The organism is Parvibaculum indicum, assembly GCF_011762095.1.
Taxonomy (GTDB): domain Bacteria; phylum Pseudomonadota; class Alphaproteobacteria; order Parvibaculales; family Parvibaculaceae; genus Parvibaculum; species Parvibaculum indicum.
Genome location: NZ_JAASQO010000001.1, coordinates 408,471 through 433,286, shown reverse-complemented (window position 1 = coordinate 433,286; position 24,816 = coordinate 408,471). Strand labels below are relative to the sequence as shown.

The window sequence follows — 24,816 nt, the reverse complement described above, 5'->3', positions numbered from 1 at the left end:
GGGGTCTATCCCGCGGAGCCGGGCGGGGCACCGCGTACTTCGCCGGACTGGAGGCGCGACATGGCGTGAACATGGCCAACGGCGGCGCGCTGCGCCTCTCTGCTTGCCTTTTTCGCTTTTGCTTCGCCGCCGAACAGGCCCTGCCGGTTGTCGTAGACGAAGGCGATGAAGCACAGTGTGGCCAGCGTACCGACCGAGATGCCCGCGCCCCGGTTCTGCAAGAGGATCAACAGGGTCAGGGCCGCGCCGCCTATCGCGAGGACGCCTGCCGTGAACATTCGCAACATACGCATGGTGCCACCTCCCATTTCGTCGTGCCGCATGGCGCCTTGGCGCCGGATTGGGGCATTATAGCCTCTCATAAGGCGACATTGCGACGAGTTGCTATACGGGAGGCATAATGTTTTACGACGCCGAGAAGAACGAACACGGCTTGAAGCACGACCCGTTCAAGGCCTTGGTGGTGCCGCGGCCCATCGGCTGGATCTCGACGCTGGACGGGAACGGTGTCGCCAATCTTGCGCCCTACAGCTTCTTCAACGGCGTGGCGACCGATCCGCATATCGTCATGTTCGCCAGCGGGCTTCGCAAGGACAGCCAGCGCATTGCCGAGGAGACGGGCGAGTTCGTCTGCAATTTTTCCGGCTGGGAGCAGCGCGAGGCGATGAACGCTTCATCCGCCTCGGTCGGACCGGAGGTCGACGAGTTCGAGCTGGCCGGGCTTGAAAAGCTGCCGTCGAAACTGGTGAAGCCGCCCCGCGTGAAAGGCGCGCCCGCGCATTTGGAATGCGTCTATCTCGACACGATCCGACTGAAAGACAGGCACGGGGAAAAGCACCCTTTCTATGAAGTGGTTCTGGGGCAGGTGGTCGGCATTCACATCGACGACCGTTTCATTGCCGAAGGAATGGTCGACAGCGCCGCGATGAAGCCCGTCTCGCGGCTCGGCTATATGGATTATGCCGTGGTGGACGAGGTCTTCCAGATGCAGCGGCCGAAATAGGCGGGGCGATGGGACAGGCAGTGGATATCCGGGGAGTGCTGTTCGACAAGGACGGTACGTTGTTCGACTTTCATCGAAGCTGGACATCGGTCTTCGGCGAGGCGGCGAACCGGCTCGCCCGCGGCGACGAGGCGCTTGCGCGGCATTTGATGGTGGCGGCGGGATATGACGTTTCCTCGGGCCGGATCGCCGCAGGCAGCATCTTCGCCGCGGGCGATACGCAGGACCTGGCCGATGCCTGGCGTCCTCACCTTTCTGCTTGGGAGAATGACGATCTCGTTCGCTGGCTCGATGCGCTCTTTGCCGAAATGGGGCCGGTTGCGTCGGTACCCGTGACCGATCTGGCCGTTTTCTTTGCGAGGCTCAAGGAAAGAGGGCTCGTCCTCGGCATTGCGACCAATGACAGCTATGCGTCGGCCATTGCGGCGGTGGCGCGTTTCGATTTCGGGCCACAGCTTTCCTTTTGCTGCGGATATGACAGCGGGCACGGCTCGAAGCCGGGACCGGGCATGGTGCAGGCCTTTTGCCGGGAAACCGGACTGGAGGCGTCATCCGTCGCGGTCGTGGGCGATAATACGCATGACCTTGAAATGGCGCGCGCGGCGGGCGCCGGGCTTGCCGTCGGGGTGCTGACGGGGGCGAGCGGGCGCGACGACCTCATGCCGTTTGCCGATATGGTGATCGACAACATCGCCGTTCTGCCCGACAGCCTCGAAGACTATCTCTAGCGCCGCCAGCTCATCGGTTTGACGTCGAAGGCAAGGCTGATGCGCGGCGTCTCGCCCTTGAAGGGCAGGGTGCGGTGGAAGAGATAGGAGGGGAAGAAGAAGGCGCTGCCCTGCTGGGGCTCGAAAGCGACCGTCTCCACATCGAATGACGGCGTGAAGTCCGGCGGCGGGGCGCCGAATTCGATCCAGCCTTCCTTCGTCTCCTTGTTGGCGGTGTCGTTCACGACAGGAGGAAGCGCCACGTAATAGACGCCGCTCATCCAGCCGCCGGTATGGATATGCGCATGCTGGTGACCGCCTTCGGCAAGCAGCGTGCCCCACATGTCGATCTGGTAGCTTTCCGGCACCTGGCCGAAAAAGGGGTGACCGGCCTCGCGCCTGATGGTGTCGAAATGCGCGTCGATCGCCTTGCGCAGCATTTTTTCGAAAGCGATGAAGGGTTCGCGGGGCTTGTCGAGAAGGAGGCCCGTCTGGCCGCCGCCGCGCGTGGCCTTGCCCGCCGGTTCCCAGACGGTGGAGCTGTCTTCGCTCAGCGCCTCGGCCAGCGCGGCGTTGAACTCGTCCATGGAGGCATAGCCTTCGGGCACCTCCAGCGCGGCGCGCGCTACGATACGGCCGATTTCGGCGCGGTAACCGGCGGGAAGCTGGCCCAGCTCCTGCGCCCGGACGAAGGGCAGCCAGGCGGCGGCGCGTCGTTCCGGCCCGTAGCTGCCCAGGACTTCCTCGAATATGTCGGCGGCTTCTTTCCAGCGTTCGAGCTTCATCAGCGCCATGCCGCGGCTGACGAAGGGGAGCACGTCCTTCGGGCTCAGCTCGTGGCAGCGCTCATAGGCGTCCGCCGCGGCCTCGAAATTTCCGCGTTTCTGTTCCGCATTGCCGAGATTGCCATAGGCGGCAGCGTTTTGCGGATCCATGGAAATCGCCTCGTTGAAACAGGCGATGGCGTCTTCCACCCGGTCCTGCCGCAACTGCGCCATGCCGAGCATGTTGTAGCTCTGCGAGCCGGGATCCAGCTCCACGGCTTTCCGGTAGGCGGCTTCCGCTTCTGCGAACTTGCCCATGCGCTGGAGAAGCTGGCCGAAGGTCATGATGACCTGCGGTTCGCCGGGAAAGCTGCGTACCGCGTTGGCGTAATGCGTCAGCGCATCGCCCCAGCGGTTCGTCTGTTGCAGGAAGCGTCCGTAATTGAGCCAGGGCGTGACTTCATGCGGCCTCAGCTCGATGCATTTGCGCAATTCCTTTTCGGCGATGTCGAACTTGCCCATGGGCAAGAGTGCGCTGGCGCGCAGGGCGTGCAGGTCCGGATCGTCAGGGGTCGAGGCGATACGCGCCCGCGCTTTCCGGTCGGCCTCCGCGAATTTGCGGGCCTCTATCAGTTCCTGGATTTCCTGGGTCGGGGACGGGCCAAAGGGATTCGACAAGGGGTATTCCGTTCTAGTTCGAGGCTTGGGCGGCGCGCTCGACGAGGCGGCGCGCCTGTTTCAGATGGGGCATGTCGAGCATCACGCCGTCAAGCGAGACGACGCCGACATCGCCAGCGTCGTCAAACGCCTTGATGACGGCGCGCGCATGGGCGAGGTCGTCGTCGCTCGGCGTGAAGATGCGGTTGATGACGGGCACCTGTGCCGGGTGGATCGCCATCTTGCCGGTGAAGCCGTCGCGCGCGGCGGCGCGGGCATCCGCTTCGAGGCCTGCCTCGTCGCGGAAATCGGCATAGATGCTGTCGACCGGATCGACGCCCGCCGCGACCGCGCCGAGCAGGGTCAATGTGCGGGCGAGGCGATAGGGGCCGGTATAGAGGCCGTTATCGTCCTTGTTCGAGCGTGCGCCGAGGTCGGCGGCGAGGTCTTCCGCGCCCCAGGTCATCATGGAAAGGCGGGGCGAGGCATCCTGATAGGTGCCGAGGGTGAAGAGCGAGGCGGCGGTTTCCGTCGCCACGCAACAGAGCTTGGTTGCGCCGGTGGCGATGCCCGCTTCCTGCTCATGCTCGGTGAGGGCGAAGGCGACCGTCCTGATGCAGTCGCCGGATTTCGACTTCGGCACCATGATGCCGTCGGGTTTGGCCTTTACCACGGCCGCAAGGTCGTCTTCCCAGAAGGGGGTGTCGAGCGCGTTCATGCGCACGAAGAGTTTCGGGCCTGAACGGTCGGCGCCTGCCAGATAGTCGGCGGTGATCCTGCGGGCGGCTTCCTTGTTGGAGAGCGCGACGGAATCCTCCATATCGAGGATCAGCACGTCGGCACCGCTCAGATGCGCCTTCGACTGTTTCTTCTCGCTGTCGCCGGGGACGAAGAGCCAGGAACGCATCGCTTATTCGCCTTCCGTCTTGGCATGCATGAAGGCCTGCCGCGTACAGGAGGCGACTTCCTCGCCATGCTGGTTATAGGCCTTGTGCTCGAAGGTCACGATGCCCGCTTTCGGCCGCGATTTGGACCGGCGCTTGCCCATCACTTTCGTCTCGATCCTCAGCGTATCGCCGTGAAAGACGGGCTTGGGAAAGACCACATCCGTCATCCCCAGATTGGCGATGGTCGTCATATGGGTCGTCTCATGCACCGAAATGCCGATCATCATGCCCAGCGTCAGCAGGCTGTTCACCAGCGGCTTGCCGAACTCCGTCTCGCGGGCGGCATAATCGTGGTCGATATGGAGCGCGGCCGGGTTCATGGTCATGGTCGAGAAGAAGGTGTTGTCGGCCTCCGTCACCGTGCGGGTGATGGCGTGCCTGATAAGCTGGCCTTCCTCGAATTCCTCGAAATAGAGTCCCGGCATTTCGTCCTCGGTTATGCGGTCTTGATTGGCTACCTTATAGCCCTGAAAACACGCAGTAAAAAAGGGACGGCCCGGAAGAAGGCCGCAGGGAGGCGCTTCATGGATTTCACCTTCACGCCCGAACAGGAGGCGATTCGCGACGCGGTGGGCCGCATTTGCGCCAAGTACGATGACGCCTACTGGCTGGCGCATGACCGGGATGGCGGCTTTCCGGAGGATTTCGTGAGTGAAATCGCGGCGGGCGGCTGGCTCGGCATCGCCATGCCGGAGAATCTTGGGGGCGCGGGGCAGGGCGTCACCGAGGCGGCGATCATCGCCCAGACCATTGCAGAGTCCGGGGCCTGTCTCTCCGGGGCGTCGGCCATCCATATCAATCTTTTTGGGCCCATGCCGCTCGTCGTCTTCGGGACCGACGAGCAGAAGGAGCGGAACCTGCCGCCGCTCATCCGGGGCGAGGACCGCTGCTGCTTCGGCGTGACGGAGCCCGATGCGGGTCTCAATACGACCTCGATCAGCACCAAAGCCGAGCGGGACGGCGATCATTATGTGGTCCATGGGCGAAAAATGTGGACCTCGACGGCGCAGACGGCGAACAAGATTTTGCTGCTGGCGCGCACCACGCCGAAGGAGCAATGCGCCAAGCCCACCGAGGGGCTTTCGCTCTTCTATACCGATCTCGACCGGGGCGGGGCGACCGAAGTACGCGAGATCGAGAAGATGGGCCGCAAGGCGGTCGACTCCAATGCCGTTTTCTTCGACGGGCTTCGTATACCGGCGGGCGACCTGATCGGCGAGGAGGGGAAGGGGTTCCACTACCTGCTTCACGGGCTCAATCCGGAGCGCGTGCTGATCGGCGCGGAAGCGGTGGGGGTAGGCCGCGCGGCGCTGCGCAAGGCGGCAGACTATGCCCGCGACCGCGTCGTCTTCGGGCGGCCCATCGGTCAGAACCAGGCGATCCAGCATCCGCTGGCTGCCTGCTGGGCGGAGCTGGAAGCCGCCAATCTGATGGTCTTCAAGGCGGCCTCGCTCTACGACTCGGGCGCATCCTGTGGCGCGGAGGCCAATGCGGGCAAATATCTCGCCGCCGAAGCGGGCTTCAAGGCCTGCGAAACGGCCATCATGACCCATGGCGGCATGGGCTATGCCAAGGAATTTCATGTCGAGCGCTATATGCGCGAGGTGATGATCGCCCGCATCGCGCCGGTGAGCCGGGAGTTGATCCTGAGCCATATCGCGGAGAGGGTACTGGACCTGCCGAAATCCTACTGAGGGAGGAGGATATGAAGCTGTTGGAGCGTTTGACGCAACGGGATGACCGGTTGAGCTTTTCCCTGTTAGCCGCCGGGTTTGGCGGTACGGGGATTGCCGTGCTGGCGGTGGTATGCGCTTCCCTTCCCGGTCTGCAATGGGACCGGCCGTTCGGACCGTTGGCGATGATCGGCCTTGTCGATCTCAGTTCCGGTATTTTCTTCGCCGGCGCGTTGTTCGGCATGCGCCGGGAACGGCTGTCGGCGCATGAGGATCCGCAATGAGTTTCGCCCTCCACGAACGCCTTGCCGCCGATACGGTGCCGGTGATCGATCTTGCGCTCTGCCGTGTGCTGTTGATGAAGGACCGGCGCTATCCGTGGCTCATCCTCGTACCCCGGCGGGAGGGCTTGCGGGACTTCGACGGGGTGCCGCCGGCGGACAAGCACAGCTTTTATGAGGAGATCGAAAGGGTCAGCCAGATTCTCCGGGAGGAGACGGCCGCGGAAAAGATGAACGTGGCCGCGCTGGGCAATATGGTGCCGCAGCTTCACGTCCATATCATCGCCCGCTTCGCGCGGGATGCCGCCTGGCCGGGGCCGGTCTGGGGCGTTGGGGAGGCTGAGCCTTATGGAGCGGATGAGGAAGAGGCGCTGATCGAGCGGCTTCGGGGCCGGCTCGGCGCTCATGGTTAACCTTTGATTTATTTCTTCGGGCGAGGGTTGTTCGAAAGCGGGACAGGTGAGTCGTCCCGCAGGACCCGGAACCTCGAAAACCATGATCACAGCCCGGATTACAGGCCCGAAGGGCCCCACGAAAAGCGGGATCGCCTCGATCCTGATGCGGTTGCGCGTCGAGCTGGTGCCGGCGTCCGGGCAGGCGCAGCTTTACCTCGTGGCGGATGAACCGGACGAGCAGGCTGCCGTCATCCGGCAGATCAGGACATCGCCCGCGAGCCGCCACGCGCTGGTGCTGGCCATTGCCGACAATGCCTCGCCCGCCCATGTGCGCGAGGCGCTGGCGGCGGGTGCGGACGACTATCTCGTCTGGCCCTTCGATCCGGAGCTTCTGCTCTTCAAGCTGGAGCAGGCCAGCGCCCGAGGGCGCCTCCGGGCCGGCTGACAGAAAGAGTCCGGTTCTTCTTCCAACTCATTGAAATGAGACTCTATTTCTCGTGCTCCTTACTCCATGTCTCAAGATAGGTGAGACTGGCGAGATAGGGTTTGAGCGCGAGGAAACCGGCGAGCACAGCCAGCGACAGGATGACCGCGGGCGCCCAGACGAGCGAATAGCGCAGCATCATTTCGTCGCCATAGACGAAGTCCGTCACCAGTGCGATGGAGGTGGGGCCGAGGCCAAGACCGATGATGTTCACCACGAAGATCAGGGCCGCCGAGGCGAAGCCGCGCATCTGGTTCGGCATCAGCTCCTGCAGGGCCGAGGGCCCGGCGCCGGTGGAGAAGGTGGCAAAGAAGGTCGAGGGACACAGCAGGACGAGCGCCCAATAAGGGTCGTTCATCAGCGGATAGCCGAGCGTGAAGGGCATGGCGGCAAGGCCGGTCACCGCGCAGACCAGCATTCGGCCATTGCGGATGCCCTTGTCCGTCAGCTTATCGGCCAGCCAGCCGCCGGCGACGACGCCGGATGTGCCGAAGACGACGATGATCCAGCCATACCACCGCCCGGCCTCGACATAGCTCCAGTCGAACGAGCGAACGAAGAAGCTGGGGATCCAGGCGGCCACGCCATAAGCCATCATGGCGCACAGGGCGTAGCACAGGCTAAGGGGAGCCAGGGTCTTCCAGTTGTCCCTGAAATATCCGAGAACCTCGCCGAGCGGCACATCGACCTGCTTCTCGACGCCGTCCGCGCCGATTTCCTTGCGCATATGACCGCGCCGGGTCGGTTCCTTCAGGCTGAGCGTCCAGAGCGCGATGAGCACGCCGGGCAGGCCCACGACGAGGAAGACGACCTGCCAGGCGAAGACGTCGCCGACGATGGGCAATGTGAGGTCGCCGCCATTGGAGACGAGGCCGATCACCTCGGCGCCGATGACGAGCGCCAGCCCCGCGCCGATATAGACGCCCATACCATAGACGCCGAGCGCGAAGCCCAGCCGCTTGGGCGGGAAGTAGTCGGCGATCATGGAATAGGCCGATGGCGTCAGCGCCGCTTCGCCTACGCCGACCCCCATGCGGAAGATGAAGAGTTGCCAGTAAGCCTTTGCCAGGCCACAAAAAGCGGTCATCATGCTCCACACGAAAACGCCGGCTGAAATGATGCGGACGCGGTGGCTGCGATCGACCATGCGGCCGATGGGAAGCCCCATCAGCGTGTAGAAAATGGCGAAGGCCAGACCTTGCAACAGGCTCATCTGGGTGTCGGTGATTGCGAGGTCGCGTTTCATCGGGCCGACGAGCAGGCTCAGGATCTGCCGGTCGATGAAAGAGAAGGTGTAGGCGAGCACCAGTACGCCGACCACATACCAGGCATAAAGCTGGTTGGGATAGGGCAGCTCGATCCGGTCCCTGTGGGGGTGATGAAGTTCTTCCTCGACCTCGGCGGCGATTTCTGTTTCGGCCATTCCGCAATTCCTCCCTCTTGCAGCATGTCCGCACGATTCTTTTGTGCTTGGCCGGGAGCTTACAGCCAATCTCCCGGCGCGGTCGTGAAATCGCTAGTTTTCCGTCATATGGAATGGCACGGGGATTGCTCCTTTCTCGTCGGAATTGGAAAGGAAGTCCCATGTCGCTCGTAGCCGCGCTCACTGCGCGTCCCGACATATCCGCCGCCCTGCAGCAGGCAAGCCGGAAGACCGGTGCAGATTTCGACTATCTGCTGCAAACGGCCATGCGCGAGTCGAGCCTCGATTGTTCCGCGAAATCAGGGACTTCGAGCGCGACGGGGCTTTTTCAGTTTACCGAGCAGAGTTGGCTTTCGACGCTCAAGACTTACGGCGGAGAGCTGGGCCTGGGCCAGGAGGCGGCCAGGATCACCCGGGGCGCGGACGGCAAATACTGCGTGGCAGATCCTGCCGACCGGGCGGAAATTCTTTCCCTGCGCAAGGATCCGGAAGTGTCGGCGCTGATGGCCGGCGCCTATACGCAGGAAAGCGCCAACATTCTTCAGTCGCGTCTGGGGCGCGAGCCGGTGGGCGGCGAACTCTATATCGCGCATTTCCTCGGCGCGGGCGGGGCGTCGAAACTGATCTCGACCGCCGAGAACGATCCGGGGATGCCGGCGGACAGACTCTTCCCCGCGGCGGCGAAGGCGAACAGATCGATTTTCTACGAGGCGTCGGGCCGTGCGCGCACGGCGAACGAGGTCTATCAGCAGCTCATCAGCAAACATGCGGTTGCCGGCACGGGTGGCGGTGCGGCAAGCATGGCGGCGGCCATTCCTTTCGACGTAAAGGGTGGTACGGGAATGGCCGCCAGCCATGCGGATGGAGAGGCTTCGCCCGGGAGGCGCTACGTACCGTCTTCCGGGCAAGCCCGTCCGTTCAGGCCCGATACCGCGCCCGGCAGCGGGGCGCTGAAGCTCAGCCCCGCTGTGGTGCAGATCCTCGCCTCGCTCGATCCGCCGCAGGCGGTCGATAATGATGCGGCGAAGGACAAGGATGAGCCGCGCGCCCGGCATGGCGCCATCGGGACCTGGCAGGACCTTGCCCGACCGCCCCATGAGGCCGTCAACGCCATGGCCTGACGGGCCTAGCCGATGGCGCCGGCCTTTGTCGGCCGGGTCAGCTTTGCGCGAGGATGGCGCGAACCGCTTTCACGATATCCTTGTCGAGCTCGCGCCGCGATACGGCGATCCGGCCTTCGACGCCCCTGAAAAGCGACAAGCCCTCGAACAGGCTCATCAGGATGACGGCGCAGCGTTTGAGCTGTGCCGGTTTCGCCTGGGGATATTCCGAGGCGACCATGCTCTCCACATAGGACTGATAACGCGCGTAATAGCGGGCAAGGACAGCGTTGGCCTTCATGTCGCGCGCGGCGAGCGCCCATAGTTCGAAGAACAGCCGGCAGTAGCTCGTGGAAAGCTGATCTTCGAGCACGAAGGCGACCATGGCCTCGATCCCTTCGCGTTTCGGGCGGTGTTCGAACGCCTCGATCGAGCGTGTGAGCGAGCGGTCGAAAATCGCCTCCAACAGAGCGTCGGGCCCGCCGAAATAGTACTGAACATGCGAAAGGCGCAAGCCGAGCCGGTCGGCAACACCGCGCATGGACAGGCCTCCATACCCCACCTCGACCAGTATTTCCTCCGCTGCATCGAGAATTTCTTCGATGCGTCGCTGGCCCTTGGCGCCGGTCCTTCTCACCATCTTCCCTCGCCGTCTCCGGTCATTCGCGGACATGCCGCCTTTTATCCCGAAAATGGTCTCTTGACCAAAAAATATAAACATGGTCATGTGACCAAAAGTGAGGTGGCCGAATGCAGCGACGTGCACGTCTTTCAAGGCGGGGTTTTCTGAAAGCGGGTGGGGCGAGCGCGGCAGGCATGGCGATGCCGGGGCTCGCGGGCATGTGGTGCCGCCCTTCCATCGCACTCTGATTCATTCTCTACAATCAGGTAGATTCCAGTGACCAATGAAACTGTGCTCATTGCCGGCGGCTATGGCGTTGTCGGCACGCAAATCGCCCGGCTTCTGAGAAAGCGCTATCCGGAAATCGAGATACTGCTGGGCGGACGATCGCCGAGGCAGGGAGAAGAGCTTGTCGAAGAGCTGGGCCGCGCGGCGGTCGTGCGGCTGGATATCTCCGCCCGCAATCCGCTGGCCGGGCTCGAAAGGCAGCCCGCCCTCGTGCTCGGGGCGGTCAACGACATCGACGACAATCTGATGCTCGACGCGATCCGCGCGCATATTCCCTATATCGACATCACGCGCTGGACCGAACGGATGCGGGGCTCGATTCTGCGGGCGGCGATGGAAGATACCTCCAGGGCTCCGGTCGTCTTCGCCTCCTCCTGGATGGCCGCGACGGTCGGCATACTGGTGCGTGAGATGGCGGCCGGTTTCCGGCAGGTCGATCGGATCGAAGTCGGCATCCTCTATGCGGCACAGGACAAGTCCGGTCCCAACTCGGTGGAATATATGGACAGGATGGCGCTTCCCTTCGAGGTCCGTGAAGAAGGGCGGGCGGTGATGGCATATCCCTTTCGCAAGGGGATCAAGACGGAATTTCCGGGAGTGGGGCGCTTTCCGCTCTATCGCTTCGATACGCCGGACCAGATGACGCTCCCCATCGTCACGGGGGCGAGAAGCGTGGCGGCGCGTATCGGTTTCGACGACCGAACTTCGGGCCCGCTTCTGAGTGTTCTCGTGCGTTCCGGCTTGTGGGGGCTCATCAGTGGCGAGCGGTTCCGCAAGTTGCGGCATGGGCTGATGCACAATCCCGGAGAAGGCGGGGCGCATCGGGTTCGTATCGATATCGAAGGCGAGGGCGCAAACGGAGCCATGCGGGAGAGCTGGATCGTCACGGATCCGCAGGGCCAGACACATCTGACTGCGACGGGCGCCATGATCCAGCTCGACCGGCTGATCCGTCAGGGGACGCCGTCAGCCGGGATTCAGGTCGCTGAAACGGTTACCGACATTGAGACGGCGAGGCAGATCATGAATGAGGAGGGCATCTCCATCGACCGCCTCGCGCAGGTGGAGGATGCAGCCTAGCCGATGGCGCCGGCTTTCCTCAGCCCTTCGATTTCCTCGTCGCTGAACCCGGATGCCTTCAGCGTGTCGATGGTGTGTTCGCCGAGAACGGGCGCCGGGCCCTTGGGGCCGTCATCGGCGCCGGGGAAACGGATGGGCGAGGCCGGCGAAAGATAGGTTCCTTCGCCGCCGCCTTCTTCGGGCACTTCCACATAGGCGCCGGCGGCCCTGGCCTGCGGATCGGCGAAGACATCGGCCGGACGCAGAAGCGGGGCCCAGATCATGTCCTCGGCATCGAGCTTCTCGCGCCAATGGGCGAGATCGTGCTGGATGAAGGCGGCGTCCAGAATATCCACCAGTTCGGCAGCGTTGGCGCGTCGGTTCTTCGGGGTGTCGAAACGGGGATCGGTTTCGAGTTCGGGCCGGCCGATCACCTTGCAGATCGCCGTCCAGTCGGTCGACCCCTGACGCGGGACGATCACGATCCAGGTATCCCGGGTCTTGAAGAAATTGCTGATGGGCTGGATGGCCTCATGGCGCGTCTTGGTGGAGCCGAGCTTACCGTAGCGGAGCTGGACGGCGGTGTCCGACCCGGCCGCATAGATGCCCGCGCGCAGGAGCGAGGCTTCCACCAGGCGGCCCTTGCCGGTCGTCTGGCGTTCGAAGACGGCGGCGAGAATCCCGCCCACCGTCGCCATGCTGGTGGTGTGGTCGCCGATGCCGGTCCGCAGCGAGACGGGTTCGCCGCCCTTGACGGTCTGCAGCCAGCCCACGCCGGACCGGGCATAAAAGGCGGCGATGTCGAAGCCGGGACGGTCCCTGTCGGGGCCTTCCAGCCCGTAGCCGGTGACGCTGGCATAGATGAGGCGCGGATTGATCTCTTTCAGGGAGTCGTAATCCAGCCCTGCGCGTTCCAGCCCGCCGGGGCGCACATTGGTGATGAAGACGTCGGCATCCTCGACCAGCCGTTTCACCGCGGCCACGCCCTCCGGCGTCGCGGTGTTGATGGCCAGGCCCTTCTTGCCGCGATTGTCGAGATCGAAGATCGGGCTGCCCTTCAGATGGTCCGCGCCGACATTGGCCATGGTGTAGCGCATCGGGCATCCGCTCAGGGGCTCGATCTTGATGACCTCCGCCCCCCAGTCGGCAAGGATGCCGCCCGCGCCCGGCGCGGCGATATAGGTTGCCATTTCCACGACTTTGAGACCTTCCAGCATCAGGGTTCCCCGTCCGATTTCTTGTGTTTCCGGTTGCGGCGATCATCCATGAAAAGCGGGGGGAGTCAAAAGCGCGGTTTCGCCGCCGCCTGCCCCGGAAGGGATCGGCCGGCAAGGTAAATCCGGGCGTTCGGCGCGGAAGCGGGCATCATCGTAAACCCGTCCTTAATCGTATCGCTCTAAGTTGAGCGATGCAGATACAGACGGGCGAGGTGGGATTTGCCCGTTGCTTCTCGATGATTGGGTCAAGGCGGGGCAATGCGTAGGAAACTCAGCATACAGGATGTGCAGCGTCTGATGGCGCACCCATCCGGCACGGCGCGTGCGGAGGTGGCCGAAAAGGTGGCGCAGCAGTTCGAGAGCGTCGATCTATCGCCGCGCGAACGCGAACTGGCCCGGGAAGTGCTCGGCTATCTCGTTCACGATGTCGCGATTACCGTTCGGGAAGCGCTGTCCGACAGCCTGAAAGACATGCCCGGCGCGCCGCGCGGCATCGTATTGGAGCTGGCGCGCGATCTCGATGAGGTCGCCATCCCCGTTCTGAGGAATTCACCCGTTCTTACCGACGAAGATCTGGTCGGCCTCGTCACCTATGGCAGTCCCGCCAAGCAATGCGCCATTGCCAGCCGCCCCTCCGTCAATTCGGCGGTTTCGGAAGCGATCGTTTCGCAAGGCGACCGAACCGCGGTGCTGACGCTGGTCGCCAATGAAGGCGCCATCATCGACGAAGCGGCCGCAGGGATGCTGGCCGAGCGGTATCCGGACGACCGAGAAGTCGTGGAGCCTGTCGTTGCACGCAGCGACGTACCGGCTCTGCTGATCGAGAAACTCATCTCGCAGGTCTCGGAAAATCTGAGGGATTATCTCGTCAACACTCATTCCCTCGACACGCGCACGGCCGGGATGCTGGAGGCGCAGGCGCGCGAGCGCAGCACGGCGGAAGCCGTCACGCGGATGAGCGATATCGACCTGCGCAAGCTGGTGGACCAGCTCGCCGCAAACCAGCGGCTGACGGGAAGTCTCATTCTGCGTCTGGGCTGCCAGGGCGAGATGCGTTTCGTGGAAGCCTCCATGGCCCGGCTCACCGATGTGCCCGAGGTCCGGATCTGGCGCCTGATCCACGATGTGGGGGCGCTGGGCTTTCGCGCCGTCTATGCGCGGGCCGGAATGCCCGAAGCGCTCTATCCGGCCTTTCGGGTGATGCTGGATGCGTTCCATCGCGAAAAGGCGGCCTCGGTTTTCGATCAGGAACAGTACCGGGCCACGGTCGTGAAGGGGCTCCTTTCCAGCTACGACACGCTGCAAGGCGGGGATTTCGACGCGCTGATGGACCAGCTCGGCCGCCTCAGCGGGACGGGGCTGAACGTGGCGGAGCCGCTCAACGTTTCCGCGGGCGCGGCCTGACGCGAAGAACTTCCCGCTGAGAACCGCGTGAAAAGCTGCTAGTTTGCCGCCTCCAACGATTCAATTTCGCCCCCGGAGAGACGGCATGACCCATCAGATTCAGGAAGCCTTCATTTGCGACGGAGCCCGTACGCCGGTCGGCCGGTACGGCGGATCGCTTGCGCCCGTGCGGGCGGACGATCTGGGGGCGGTGCCTCTGATGGCGCTGATGGAGCGCAATCCGTCGGTCAATTGGGAGCGGGTGGACGATGTGATCTTCGGCTGCGCCAACCAGGCCGGTGAAGACAATCGCAATGTCGCGCGCATGTCGTCGCTGCTGGCGGGTCTGCCGGATGCGGTGCCGGGCGCCACGGTGAACCGGCTTTGCGGGTCGGGTATGGATGCCATCGGCACGGCGGGCCGGGCGATCAAATCCGGCGAAGCCGAGTTCGTCATTGCCGGCGGCGTGGAAAGCATGTCGCGCGCGCCTTTCGTCATGGGCAAGGCCACCAGCGCCTATGACCGGAATGCCGAGATTTACGATACGACGATCGGCTGGCGCTTCGTCAATCCGCTGATGGAAAGCCAGTATGGGGTCGACAGCATGCCGGAAACGGCCGAGAACGTGGCCGAAGACTTCCAGATTTCCCGTGAAGACCAGGACGCTTTCGCCTGGCGCAGCCAGCAGAAGGCGGGTGTTGCGCTGAAAAACGGGCGTCTGGCCGAAGAGATCGTTCCCGTCACCATCTCGACCCGCAAGGGAGAGACGGTGATCGATACGGACGAGCATCCCCGCCCGGAAACGACGCTGGAGGCGCTTGCGAAACTTCGCGCGCCGTTCCGCGAGGGCGGCTCGGTGACCGCCGGCAATGCATCGGGCGTGAATGACGGCGCCTGCGCCATGATCGTCGCTTCCGGCAACGCGGTGGAAGCGCACGGCCTGACGCCGCGCGCACGGATCGTCGCCATGGCGACCGCCGGCGTGCCGCCGCGTATCATGGGCATCGGTCCGGCGCCGGCGACGCGCAAGGTGCTGGAAAAGACGGGCCTGACGCTTGCCGACATGGATGTGATCGAGCTCAACGAAGCCTTTGCGAGCCAGGGCCTTGCGGTGATGCGCGATCTGGGGCTGCCCGACGATGCGGAACATGTGAACCCGAATGGCGGCGCCATCGCATTGGGGCATCCACTGGGTATGAGCGGTGCGCGGCTGGTGTTGACCGCCACGCATGAGCTGCACAAGCGCGATGGACGTTTCGCCCTTTGCACCATGTGCATCGGTGTGGGGCAGGGCATTGCGATGATTATCGAAAAAGTCTGATCGGGCGGGACTAAAGCCCGAGCGCGCGTTCCAGGAAAGACCGCTTCGGCGTCCCGCGGCGCTGCCGTTTGCGCGGCGGCGCGGGCCGACGGGATTTGCCGGGCGCAGCCTTTGCGCGGCGGCGGGCCGGTGTCTTGCCGCGCGCGGTCCGGGCGCGAGCGGGGGCGGGGCGTTTGCCCGCCGGCCGCCTGCGGCGTTTTCGAGCCGGTATGCGGCGAACGAGTTCCCGGCCCGGGAAGAGGCAGACGCGGTCGATGCGCCAGGCCATCATGCGGATTTCTTCGCCCGGCAAGTCGAAATCGAGCGCGGTATAATCGAGGATCAGCTCGTCGACGGCCTCCGTTTCTTCCGCGCGAGGCGAAGTTCCGGCAATGCGGGCGGGTTCATCCGGCCTGTACTCGATGGGCGCGGGGTCCATGACGGACAGGAACTCGGAGGTCTCTTCGGCTTCGTCGTCCGGCTCTTCCTCCAACTCATCTTCCAGTTGCGGTTCGAACAGGTCGGGAGGCGTTTCCGTTTCGTCATAGCCCGCCAGGCTCATGACTTCGCTGCGGATGGCTGCGAGGGTTTCCAGGTCGTCATCGGCGAGGGGGGCGCTCTCCAGCTCTTCATATTCGTCGAGCTCGATACTTGCCGGATCGAACGCGCTTTCTTCCGGCGCATCCATGTCGCAGGGCGTTTCGATCTCTTCCTCTTCAAGCGGCTCGGTCAGCTCAAGCGGTTCCTCGATAGTCTGGTGGAAGGTGCTTTCGCTCATCGGCTCCAGCAGCAGGATTTCGTCTTCTTCCTCCGCGGCGGGGGCGGCGTAGTGCCAGCCGACAAGCTCTTCCGGTTTCATGGGACGGCAGATATAGGCCCCTTGCGCGGCGGTGAAGCCGAGTTCGCGCAATGCGCCGAGTGTCGTTTCGTTTTCCACGCCCACGGCGGTCGCGTCCATACCTCGGCCGGCGGCGAGCGTGACGCGCTTGCCGACGAAACCGATGCCGGATTTTTTCACCCGCTTGGCGAACTGGATGATGGAGGCGCCGCCGATCTTCACTTCATTGAAGTAGTCGGTCGTGAGCAGCTCGTCGGGGACGATGACTGCGCCGCCGCCATCCAGCGCCGTTCGGAAGCCCATGCGCCGCAGCTCGCGAATGGTGCGGGTGGCGGTGTCGGGCGAGCGGGCAATGGCGCCTTCGGGAATTTCGATGGTGAGGCAGGAGGGATCGAGATCATGGGCCGCCATGATCCCGTCCAGGGCGCCGGCCAGTCCGGCATCGTTCACGTCCGAGGCGGAGAGATTGATGGAGATCGGCCAGTCCTGACCTTTTCCCTGCCAGAAGACCAGCGTTTCGGCGGCACGCGCGGCGACATAGCGTGTGAGTTCGCCTGCGCGTTCGCGCCTGTCGAAGAAGGAAAGGAAGAGGCCGGGCGGCAGCAGGCCATATTCCGGATGGGTCCATCTCACATAAGCTTCCGCGCCCAGAATCGTACCGTCAACCAGCGAAATCCGCGGCTGAAACACCAGAAAGAGGTGCTGCGCCTCAAAGGCGAGATCGATGTCCCGGTTGGTCAGACGAAACGAACTGCTGTACATCTTGAACCGATTGCTGACGGCGTTTCATGGTGGCGGGTCGTGGCGGTACTCGGGCACAAAACCTTCGCTGGGCACGTGTCCGCCCTGTGGCAGTTTCGGCGCAAGGTGGTTTCGGCACACTTAATCCGTTCCATCCATGCAGGATCAGCGTCGCCAAAGCGTTAATAAGAATGTCCGGATTTTAACCGGGCGGCTGGAGGGAGTGAGAAATGGCTGAACGACACGCGACGGGGGGCGATACGCTTATTCCCTCATCGACGATCCTGCTGCTGCGCGACGGCGCGGAGGGGCTCGAGGTCTTTATGGTGGTGCGCCATCACCAGATCGATTTCGCCTCGGGGGCGCTCGTGTTTCCCGGCGGCAAGGTGGACAAGGCGGATTATGCGCAGCAGGTGCGCGCACGCGTGGACGGGGCGGAGGCGTTCGACGACACGCTGCTGGCACTTCGGGTTGCGGCTATTCGCGAGGCGTTCGAGGAGGCGGGCGTATTGCTGGCGCGCAATGCACAGACCGGCGATGTGGTGGATGCCGCGCGGCTTGCCACGCTGGAGCCCTATCGCGATGCGCTCAACAAGGGCGAACTGGGCATTGCCGAATTTCTGGAGCGGGAGAACCTGCGTGTGGCGGTGGATATGCTGACGCCGTTCGCGCACTGGATCACGCCGAACATGATGCCGAAGCGTTTCGACACGCATTTCTATCTGGCCGAGGCGCCCGCCGATCATCTGGCGGTCCATGACGGTTCGGAATCGGTGGACAGCGTCTGGATCCGGCCGCAGATCGCGCTGGAAGAAGCGCAGGCGGGCAAACGCACGATCATTTTCCCGACCCGCATGAATGTCGAGAAGGTGGGGCGGAGCGCGAATGTCGCCCATGCGATCGAGGAAGCGCGCAACAGGCCCATCGTGACGGTGGAACCGCAGGTGACGAAGAACGATGCGGGCGAAGCCATTCTCCGCATTCCGGCGGAGGCGGGTTATTCGGTGACGGACGAGCCGCTGGACGCCGTCGCCAATGTCGCCAAGCCGAAAGCGAAGTAATCCCCATGACGAATACGCTTTTCGAAATCGTTCTCATGCTGGCCGCGCTGGTCGGCGCGGTGCGGCTGTTTGGGCACAGGGACAGGCCGGGGCTCGACTTTGCCTGCGCCGCCTTGCTGATCGTGGTGCCGGCGGCATTTTTCGGCGCTATCCGCTATGGGGGCTATCCGACGCATCTGGTCGTGCTGGCCAATGAAACCATTTCGCTTATGGCCATGATCCTCGGGCCGAGCTGGACCATTGCCGCCATCGTCATCCTGCTGCGCGGTCAACCCGGCAGGATGGCGCTCGGCGTGCTCTGGCTGTTGCCGGCGATCATCGTGCCGCTGGCTGTTGCGGAAGCGACTGCGCCGGTCGGCGACATTTATGCGCAGATGGCGAGCCTCGTCATGCTGGTGCTGATGCTGGCGGCGGGCATTGTGATCGCCATTCGCGGCAGCGTGGCAGCGGGCGCCGGGTTCATTGTCGGCGCGGCGGGCTATGCGGGCGCAGCGCTGGCGAGCATGGGATTCTACGGCCTGTCGGCCTCGACATCCATGGATGTCTTTCATATCGGCCTTGCCATCTGGGCGGCCGGCCTTGCCTATGGCGCGCTCGCAACCGATGCCGTCAAGAGGCGAGACGAAGCGCATTCCGTCTAGGCGGAGAAATTCCTAATACAGGAACTGTTCGCCCAGGATGCGTTCGTCCAGGCTGTGGTCGCTGTCGAACATCATCAGCAGGTTCACCGACTGGTCTTCCTTCACATCGACTTCCGCGACCTCGCGGAACTCGGTGTGGTCGGCCACGGCGGAGACGGGGCGCTTTTTCGGTTCGAGGATTTCGAATTTCACTTCCGCGCGATGCGAGAGCAGCGCTCCGCGCCAGCGGCGCGGGCGGAAGGCGCTGATGGGCGTGAGCGCGAGAAGCTGCGCGTCGATCGGGATGATCGGTCCCTGCACGGACAGGTTATAGGCCGTGCTGCCCGCGGGCGTTGCCACCAATACGCCGTCGCAGATCAGTTCCTGCATCCGCACCTTGCCGTCGATGGTGATGCGGATCTTGGCGGCCTGGCGGGTTTCGCGCAGCAGCGAGACTTCATTGATCGCAAGCGCCTCATGGGTCTCGCCATTGGCAAGCCGGGTTTTCATGCGCAAGGGGTGGAGGCGCGAGATCTCGGCGGCTTCGAGGCGCGAAATCAGATCGTCGTCCTTGTATTCGTTCATCAGAAAGCCGACCGAGCCGCGGTTCATGCCATAGATGGGGATGCCGCGATGGATGCTCTGATGCATGGTCTGAAGCATCAGACCGTCGCCACCCAGGGCGACGATGACGTCGGCATCGTCCGGCGCGGCGTCGCCATACCGGTTCCGCAGCTTTTCCAGCGCTTCCTGGGCTTCGGGCATCTCCGTCGCCACGAAGGCAATCTTCTCGAATTTCATCGGCTTGCGGTTCCTTTAGGGGAAGCAGGCATATTAGCCTCGGTGGAAACGGGAGATAAGCACATGATCGAAAAGACCGAAACCGGATCGGGGCTGGTTTTCATCTATACCACGCTGCCGGATACGGGTACGGCCGACCGGATCGGCCGGCAACTGGTCGAAAGCAGGCTGGCGGCCTGCGTGAACATCTACCCCGAAATCCGCTCGATCTATGAGTGGCAGGGCAAGGTGGAATGCGAAAGCGAAGTGGTCGCCTTCATCAAGACGCGGGCCGACCTTGCCGACCGGGCGATGGACGAGACGCGAAAGCTCCACCCCTATGAGGTGCCCGCGCTGCTGGTGCTGCCGATCGAGGGCGGGAACGAAGACTATATCGGCTGGGCGAAGGAGCAGGCGAAAGGCGGTTAGGCTTTCCGCCTATCCGCCGGTCAGCGACATGTGGCGAGAAACGGCCGGCCGCTCGTGCTCGCGGTCGATGATGAAGTCATGGCCCTTCGGCTTGCGGCCGATCGCTTCGTCGATGGCGCGGTCGAGCAATTCGTCGCCTTCGCTGGCGCGGAGCGGGGCGCGCAGGTCGGCGGCATCCTCCTGGCCGAGGCACATATAAAGCGTGCCGGTGCAGGTGAGGCGCACGCGGTTGCAGCTTTCGCAGAAATTATGCGTGAGCGGGGTAATGAAGCCGAGCTTGCCGCCGGTTTCCTCCACGCGCACATAGCGCGCCGGGCCGCCCGTGCGTTCGGGCAGATCGGTCAGCGTCCAGCGCTCCGACAGGCTTTCGCGCACCCGGCTCAGCGGCAGGTAACGGTCGGTGCGGTCTTCGTCGATCTCGCCCAGCGGCATGGTCTCGATCAGGGTGAGGTCATGGCCCTCGCCATGCGCCCAGTCGACAAGGGCGGGGATTTCCGCATCGTTCACGCCCTTGAGCGCCACGGCGTTGATCTTGACCTGCAAGCCGGCGCGCTTCGCGGCCTCGATGCCTTCCAGTACCTGGGGCAGGCGGCCCCAGCGGGTAATCTGCTGGAAGAGGTCTTCCTTCAGCGTATCGAGCGAGACGTTCACCCGGCGGACGCCCGCGGCATGGAGGTCGTCGGCGAAGCGGGCGAGCTGGCTGCCATTGCTGGTCAGCGTCAGTTCGTCGAGCGCTCCCGTCTCCAGATGGCGGCCGAGGCTTTTCACCAGCGTCATCACATCGCGGCGGACCAGCGGCTCGCCGCCCGTCAGACGCAGCTTCCTCACGCCCTTGCGGATGAAAGCGGAGCAGACGCGGTCCAGCTCCTCCAGCGTAAGCAGCTCCTTTTTCGGCAGGAACGTCATGTGTTCCGCCATGCAATAGGTGCAGCGGAAGTCGCAGCGATCCGTTACCGAGACGCGCAGATAGGTGACCGCGCGTCCGAAGGGGTCGATCATCTCGCTTGAGGGCGGGGCCGTGTCGATGCCGGTTTCCATGTCCATGACCGGAATATAGCAATGGGTCAGCCGATTTTCGCCCCCGTAAATGAGAGGGTTTTACCGGTTTCTAATAAAACCGAGGGTTTAATGATGCCGGATCGACCCTGATCGATATTGTCGGAGGCGGCGGGAGCGGAACCATGGCCGGCTACCCCAAGGAACTCAATCTGGCAGAAGCGGACCTCGTGGCCTTTGCGGGGCCCAACGCCGACACCTATCTCGATTACCTCCGGAAATGCCGCGCGGCCGGCAAGTTCAGGATGGGGTTCATCTGGACGGCGTTTTTCACGACCGCGATCTGGTTGGCTTATCGCAAGCTTTGGTTGTGGCTGTTTGTTTCGATCGGGATCAGCTTCGGCCTGCCCGAAATTCTGCCGACGGGCGGGGCGGGGGTGGCCACGGGTATCGGCATCGCCTTCGCCATGATGGGCAAGTCGCTGGTGGTGAAGGGTGCATGGAAGGCCGCGCAAAAGGCCGATGAGGAGGGGCTTAAGGGCGAGGGGCGCCGGTCCTTCCTCCGCCGCAAGGGCGGCGTTTCGACCCTTGCCGCCATCATCGCTTCCATCGTCGTGGCGTTGGCCGTTGCCATTGTCATCATCGCGATTGCCAATGACGATACGGCGACGGAGGCGGCTGCGCCGTCATCCCGGACGGAGAAAAGCGCCGCGCCTGCTTCCGGTGAAGACCCGTTCGACAATATCTACAAGCCGCAATCGGAAAAGAAGAGCGCGCCGCCCGACTGGCTGCGACATTCGGTCGAGTAGGGCTTTTGCGCGCGCGCGACTGCGGCTAGCCTCTGCCTCCACGCGAAGAGAGGGAGGCACGCATGGCGGCGGAAGAGGCCCGGTATATCCTTGCCATCGATCAGGGCACGACGAGCACGAGGGCGCTCCTGTTTGACAAATCCGGCTCGCCCATGCGGGTGCGGCAGCGTGAGCTGACCCAGCATTTCCCGCAGGATGGCTGGGTGGAGCACGATGCCGGGGAAATCTGGGAGGCGACGCTTGCCGTCTGCCGGGGGCTTCTGACGGGCGGAACCGTCGCGGCCAATATTGCAGCCATCGGCATCACCAATCAGCGCGAGACGACGGTGCTCTGGGACCGGGCAAGCGGCGAGCCGCTGCATCACGCCATCGTTTGGCAGGACCGGCGTACCGCCGGCATCTGTAGCGGGCTGAAGGCGGAGGGCAAGGAGCCCATCGTCCAGGAGAAGACCGGGCTGCTGCTCGACCCCTATTTCTCGGGTACCAAACTTGCCTGGCTTCTGGACAATGTGCCGGGTGCGCGACCCCGGGCGGAAGCGGGCGAGCTTTGCTTCGGCACGATCGATAGCTGGCTCATCTACAAGCTCACCGGCGGCAAGCGTCACGTGACCGATGCGACGAATGCCTCGCGTACCATGCTTTTCAACATCGACCGCCAGGACTGGGACGACGAAATCCTCGGCTGGTTCGACATTCCGCGCAGCGTCCTGCCGGAGGTGAAGGATTGTTGCGACGATTTCGGCGTCACGGCGGCCGATCTTTTCGGGGCGGAAATTCCGATCGCGGGCGTGGCGGGCGACCAGCAGGCCGCCACCGTCGGTCAGGCCTGTTTCGAACCGGGGTTGATGAAATCGACCTATGGCACGGGCTGTTTCGCGCTGGTGAATACGGGCGGAAAGCGCGTGCAGAGTCAGAACCGACTGCTGGGCACGGTGGCCTATCGTATCGGCGGCAAGACCACCTATGCGCTGGAAGGGTCGATCTTCATGGCGGGCGCCATCGTGCAATGGCTGCGCGACGAGATGGGGCTGATCGATACCTCGGAAGAGAGCGAGGCGATGGCGCGGGACGCCAACCCGATGAGCCATGTGATCCTCGTGCCTGCTTTCACCGGCCTCGGGGCGCCCTATTGGGAGCCGGAGGCACGGGCGGCGCTGTTCGGCATGGTGCGCGATACGGGGGCGCCGGAAATCGTGCGGGCGGCGCTTGAAAGCGTCTCCTTCCAGACGCGCGACCTGATGGATGCGATGGGCGAAGACATGCGCGAGGCGGGTCTTACGGCACCCAAGGCGTTGCGTGTCGATGGCGGCATGGTGATGAACGACTGGTTCGTGCAGAACATGACCGACATTCTGGGCCGTCCCGTGGAACGCCCGGAAGTGACGGAGACGACCGCGCTGGGCGCGGCTTATCTCGCCGGGATGCAGGTGGGCTTCTATGGCGGGACGAAGGATGTCGCCGACCACTGGCGCTGCGAAAAGGCCTTTGCGCCGGAAATGGCGGAAGAGGAGCGCAATGCCCGCTACGGGCGCTGGCAAGGCGCGGTGAAGCGGGTAATCGGGGGATGAGGGCATTTCCCCGGGCGTACCATTCGCGGCGCCGCCGATAATTTGAACGTGTTTCACCTGCCTTTTTCGCGCCTGTCCGGAAGACACCTGTTTTCCTGGCCGTCCGGGACGCCATGACGCAGCGTCCCCGCTGCGCTATATTGCGCTCCAATCAAATGCATATTCGGGAGAACACTCATGCCTGCCTCGATGGACGAACTGATTGCCAAGCTGAAATCGGCGCTGGGCGAGGGCAGTGTGCTCGAAGGCGAGGCCGCGCATGAAAAGGCGCAAGGGGCGTGGAGCCATCTCGGGACACCCCGCGCGGTGCTCCGTCCCGCCAGCACGGAAGAAGTGTCGAAGGCGCTTGCGCTTTGCCATCAGGCAGGCGTGGGCGTCGTGCCCTGGGGCGGCAAGACGGGTCTTGTGGAAGGCGCGGCCTGCGAAGGCATGATCGCGCTCTCCGTGGACCGAATGAACCGGATCGAGGAAATCGACGAGACGGGCGGCACGGCGACGGTGGAGGCCGGGACGATCCTGCAGACGCTTTGCGAAGAGGTGGAGACCAAGGGCTATTTCTTCCCGCTCGATCTCGGTGCGCGGGGCTCGGCCACCATTGGCGGCAACATCTCCACCAATGCGGGCGGCAATCGCGTGCTGCGCTATGGCATGATGCGCGACATGGTGCTGGGCGTGGAGGCGGTGCTGGCGGACGGCACGGTCATCTCCTCGCTCAACAAGCTCATCAAGAACAATGCGGGCTACGACCTGAAGCAGCTCTTCATCGGGTCGGAAGGGACGCTGGGTATCGTGACGCGCGCCGTGCTTCGGCTGCGCCCGAAGCCCGTATCGCAGGACACGGCGTTTGTCGCGATCGAGAATTTCGACAATCTGCCGAAGCTCCTGCGCCATATGGAGCGCGCGCTGGGCGGTACGCTCTCGGCCTATGAGGTGATGTGGGAGGATTTCTACAAGCTCGTCTCCAGCGAGCCGGCGCAGGGCCGTCCGCCCATTCCCCATGGTCATCCCTATTACGTGCTGATCGAATCCATGGGCGGCAACCAGGAGGAAGACAGTGCGCGCTTCGAGGCGGCGCTCACGCAGGCGCTGGAGCAGGGGGTGGCCTCCGATGCGGTGATCGCCAAGAATCAGGCTGAGCGCGACGGCATGTGGGCGCTGCGTGACGACGTCGCCCAGGTCGTGAACAATTATCCGATGTTCACCTTCGATGTGAGCCTGCGCATCGCCGATATGGAAAGTTACATCGCCGAAATCCGCGAGGCTTTCGCGGCCAAATGGCCGGATTATTCGCTGATGGTGTTCGGCCATCTGGGCGACGGCAATCTGCACGTCATTCCGGGCAGCTTTCCCGATGCGTCGCCGGAGACGCGCCGCGCCGTTGAAGAGATCGTCTATGGCGCGCTCCAGAAGCGGCAAGGCTCGGTGTCGGCCGAACACGGGATCGGGCTTGAAAAGCGGCCTTATCTCGGCTGGTCGCGCTCGCCGGAGGAAGTCGCGCTGATGCGGACGCTGAAGCACGCGCTGGACCCGAAGGACATCCTCAATCCCGGCAAGGTGCTGGAGCCCGTTCCACACGCGCAGGCCGCGGAATAGAGCGGCGGCGCAATCTGGCGGAGGAGGCGGATTTCAGCTCCCGGCTTGGCTGAGGCCCGGCGCCGTGTCACACTGACC

General features: G+C 63.8%; 27 protein-coding genes. 17 read left to right on the top strand and 10 right to left on the bottom strand.

Going from position 1 to position 24,816, the window contains the following annotated elements:
- Positions 1-5 precede the first annotated feature (5 nt).
- Complete coding sequence (locus FHS78_RS02205) at positions 6-293, bottom strand: hypothetical protein (protein ID WP_167089811.1); 288 nt, start codon at positions 291-293, stop codon at positions 6-8.
- A gap of 107 nt (positions 294-400) precedes the next feature.
- Here FHS78_RS02205 and FHS78_RS02200 point away from each other — a divergent pair, with 107 nt between their 5' ends.
- Together FHS78_RS02200 and FHS78_RS02195 are read left to right on the top strand one after the other, a co-directional pair.
- Positions 401-1,003 (top strand): flavin reductase family protein, encoded by a 603-nt coding sequence (locus tag FHS78_RS02200; protein ID WP_167089809.1) that lies wholly within the window; start codon positions 401-403, stop codon positions 1,001-1,003.
- 8 nt (positions 1,004-1,011) lie between these two features.
- Positions 1,012-1,731, top strand: coding sequence for an HAD family hydrolase (locus tag FHS78_RS02195; RefSeq protein WP_167089807.1), 720 nt, complete (start codon positions 1,012-1,014; stop codon positions 1,729-1,731).
- Here FHS78_RS02195 and FHS78_RS02190 read toward each other — a convergent pair.
- From FHS78_RS02190 to FHS78_RS02180, 3 genes are read right to left on the bottom strand one after another with little or no spacing between them, the layout of a single operon-like run.
- Positions 1,728-3,152 (bottom strand): tetratricopeptide repeat protein, encoded by a 1,425-nt coding sequence (locus tag FHS78_RS02190; RefSeq protein ID WP_167089805.1) that lies wholly within the window; start codon positions 3,150-3,152, stop codon positions 1,728-1,730. The genes FHS78_RS02195 and FHS78_RS02190 overlap by 4 nt on opposite strands.
- Before the next feature lie 13 nt (positions 3,153-3,165).
- Entirely contained in the window at positions 3,166-4,038 is an 873-nt protein-coding gene (locus FHS78_RS02185) for an HpcH/HpaI aldolase/citrate lyase family protein (RefSeq protein ID WP_167089803.1), read from the bottom strand.
- Positions 4,039-4,041: 3 nt separating this feature from the next.
- Positions 4,042-4,503 carry a MaoC family dehydratase gene (locus FHS78_RS02180; RefSeq protein ID WP_167089800.1) on the bottom strand — a complete coding sequence of 154 codons (462 nt, stop codon included), beginning with the start codon at positions 4,501-4,503 and terminating at the stop codon, positions 4,042-4,044.
- Positions 4,504-4,602: 99 nt separating this feature from the next.
- Here FHS78_RS02180 and FHS78_RS02175 point away from each other — a divergent pair, with 99 nt between their 5' ends.
- From FHS78_RS02175 to FHS78_RS02160, 4 genes are all read left to right on the top strand, one after another.
- Positions 4,603-5,772: an acyl-CoA dehydrogenase family protein gene (locus FHS78_RS02175; RefSeq protein WP_167089798.1), complete on the top strand. Its 1,170-nt coding sequence runs from the start codon at positions 4,603-4,605 to the stop codon at positions 5,770-5,772.
- A gap of 11 nt (positions 5,773-5,783) precedes the next feature.
- Positions 5,784-6,035 (top strand): hypothetical protein, encoded by a 252-nt coding sequence (locus tag FHS78_RS02170; RefSeq protein WP_167089796.1) that lies wholly within the window; start codon positions 5,784-5,786, stop codon positions 6,033-6,035.
- Positions 6,032-6,445, top strand: coding sequence for an HIT domain-containing protein (locus FHS78_RS02165; protein ID WP_167089794.1), 414 nt, complete (start codon positions 6,032-6,034; stop codon positions 6,443-6,445). Before FHS78_RS02170 ends, FHS78_RS02165 begins: the two co-directional genes overlap by 4 nt.
- An 82-nt stretch (positions 6,446-6,527) precedes the next feature.
- The gene (locus tag FHS78_RS02160) at positions 6,528-6,872 is read left to right on the top strand and encodes a response regulator (protein WP_167089792.1); all 345 of its coding nucleotides are present in this window, start codon (positions 6,528-6,530) and stop codon (positions 6,870-6,872) included.
- Between the two features lie 43 nt (positions 6,873-6,915).
- On the opposite strand, the gene FHS78_RS02155 is transcribed toward FHS78_RS02160, so the two are convergent.
- The gene (locus FHS78_RS02155) at positions 6,916-8,334 is read right to left on the bottom strand and encodes a spinster family MFS transporter (RefSeq protein WP_167089790.1); all 1,419 of its coding nucleotides are present in this window, start codon (positions 8,332-8,334) and stop codon (positions 6,916-6,918) included.
- Between the two features lie 161 nt (positions 8,335-8,495).
- Here FHS78_RS02155 and FHS78_RS02150 point away from each other — a divergent pair, with 161 nt between their 5' ends.
- Positions 8,496-9,455, top strand: coding sequence for a hypothetical protein (locus FHS78_RS02150; protein ID WP_167089788.1), 960 nt, complete (start codon positions 8,496-8,498; stop codon positions 9,453-9,455).
- Between the two features lie 37 nt (positions 9,456-9,492).
- Here FHS78_RS02150 and FHS78_RS02145 read toward each other — a convergent pair whose 3' ends face one another.
- Positions 9,493-10,074, bottom strand: a complete 582-nt coding sequence (locus FHS78_RS02145; protein WP_167089786.1) for a TetR/AcrR family transcriptional regulator — start codon at positions 10,072-10,074, stop codon at positions 9,493-9,495.
- Between the two features lie 110 nt (positions 10,075-10,184).
- Here FHS78_RS02145 and FHS78_RS19735 point away from each other — a divergent pair, with 110 nt between their 5' ends.
- On the top strand, positions 10,185-10,304 hold the full coding sequence (locus FHS78_RS19735; protein ID WP_167089784.1) for a twin-arginine translocation signal domain-containing protein: 120 nt from the start codon (positions 10,185-10,187) through the stop codon (positions 10,302-10,304).
- Positions 10,305-10,332: 28 nt separating this feature from the next.
- Positions 10,333-11,424: a saccharopine dehydrogenase family protein gene (locus FHS78_RS02135; protein WP_167089782.1), complete on the top strand. Its 1,092-nt coding sequence runs from the start codon at positions 10,333-10,335 to the stop codon at positions 11,422-11,424.
- Here the strand turns inward: FHS78_RS02135 and FHS78_RS02130 are convergent.
- Complete coding sequence (locus tag FHS78_RS02130) at positions 11,421-12,620, bottom strand: CaiB/BaiF CoA transferase family protein (protein ID WP_167089780.1); 1,200 nt, start codon at positions 12,618-12,620, stop codon at positions 11,421-11,423. The genes FHS78_RS02135 and FHS78_RS02130 overlap by 4 nt on opposite strands.
- 258 nt (positions 12,621-12,878) lie before the next feature.
- Between FHS78_RS02130 and FHS78_RS02125 the strand changes: the two genes are divergently transcribed.
- The gene (locus FHS78_RS02125) at positions 12,879-14,024 is read left to right on the top strand and encodes a DUF2336 domain-containing protein (protein ID WP_167089778.1); all 1,146 of its coding nucleotides are present in this window, start codon (positions 12,879-12,881) and stop codon (positions 14,022-14,024) included.
- Between the two features lie 97 nt (positions 14,025-14,121).
- Entirely contained in the window at positions 14,122-15,324 is a 1,203-nt protein-coding gene (gene pcaF, locus FHS78_RS02120) for a 3-oxoadipyl-CoA thiolase (protein WP_167089968.1), read from the top strand.
- A 10-nt stretch (positions 15,325-15,334) separates the two neighbouring features.
- Here the strand turns inward: pcaF and FHS78_RS02115 are convergent, their stop codons facing one another.
- Positions 15,335-16,903 carry an EAL domain-containing protein gene (locus FHS78_RS02115; RefSeq protein WP_167089776.1) on the bottom strand — a complete coding sequence of 523 codons (1,569 nt, stop codon included), beginning with the start codon at positions 16,901-16,903 and terminating at the stop codon, positions 15,335-15,337.
- A gap of 209 nt (positions 16,904-17,112) precedes the next feature.
- On the opposite strand from FHS78_RS02115, the gene FHS78_RS02110 reads away from it, so the two are divergent.
- Entirely contained in the window at positions 17,113-17,943 is an 831-nt protein-coding gene (locus FHS78_RS02110; RefSeq protein ID WP_167089774.1) for an NUDIX hydrolase, read from the top strand.
- Positions 17,944-17,948: 5 nt separating this feature from the next.
- Entirely contained in the window at positions 17,949-18,584 is a 636-nt protein-coding gene (locus FHS78_RS02105; RefSeq protein WP_167089772.1) for a hypothetical protein, read from the top strand.
- 12 nt (positions 18,585-18,596) lie between these two features.
- On the opposite strand, the gene FHS78_RS02100 is transcribed toward FHS78_RS02105, so the two are convergent.
- Entirely contained in the window at positions 18,597-19,364 is a 768-nt protein-coding gene (locus FHS78_RS02100) for an NAD kinase (protein WP_167089770.1), read from the bottom strand.
- Between the two features lie 63 nt (positions 19,365-19,427).
- Between FHS78_RS02100 and cutA the strand changes: the two genes are divergently transcribed.
- Positions 19,428-19,772, top strand: coding sequence for a divalent-cation tolerance protein CutA (cutA, locus tag FHS78_RS02095; protein ID WP_167089768.1), 345 nt, complete (start codon positions 19,428-19,430; stop codon positions 19,770-19,772).
- Between the two features lie 9 nt (positions 19,773-19,781).
- Here cutA and moaA read toward each other — a convergent pair whose 3' ends face one another.
- Positions 19,782-20,810: a GTP 3',8-cyclase MoaA gene (gene moaA / locus FHS78_RS02090; RefSeq protein WP_425500283.1), complete on the bottom strand. Its 1,029-nt coding sequence runs from the start codon at positions 20,808-20,810 to the stop codon at positions 19,782-19,784.
- Positions 20,811-20,953: 143 nt separating this feature from the next.
- Between moaA and FHS78_RS02085 the strand changes: the two genes are divergently transcribed.
- The 3 genes from FHS78_RS02085 to FHS78_RS02075 all read left to right on the top strand — a co-directional run bounded on the left by FHS78_RS02085 (position 20,954) and on the right by FHS78_RS02075 (position 24,738).
- Positions 20,954-21,577, top strand: coding sequence for a DUF2628 domain-containing protein (locus FHS78_RS02085; RefSeq protein ID WP_167089765.1), 624 nt, complete (start codon positions 20,954-20,956; stop codon positions 21,575-21,577).
- Between the two features lie 62 nt (positions 21,578-21,639).
- Complete coding sequence (gene glpK, locus FHS78_RS02080) at positions 21,640-23,145, top strand: glycerol kinase GlpK (RefSeq protein WP_167089762.1); 1,506 nt, start codon at positions 21,640-21,642, stop codon at positions 23,143-23,145.
- Positions 23,146-23,322: 177 nt separating this feature from the next.
- Positions 23,323-24,738 carry an FAD-binding oxidoreductase gene (locus FHS78_RS02075; RefSeq protein ID WP_205305152.1) on the top strand — a complete coding sequence of 472 codons (1,416 nt, stop codon included), beginning with the start codon at positions 23,323-23,325 and terminating at the stop codon, positions 24,736-24,738.
- Positions 24,739-24,816: the final 78 nt, after the last annotated feature.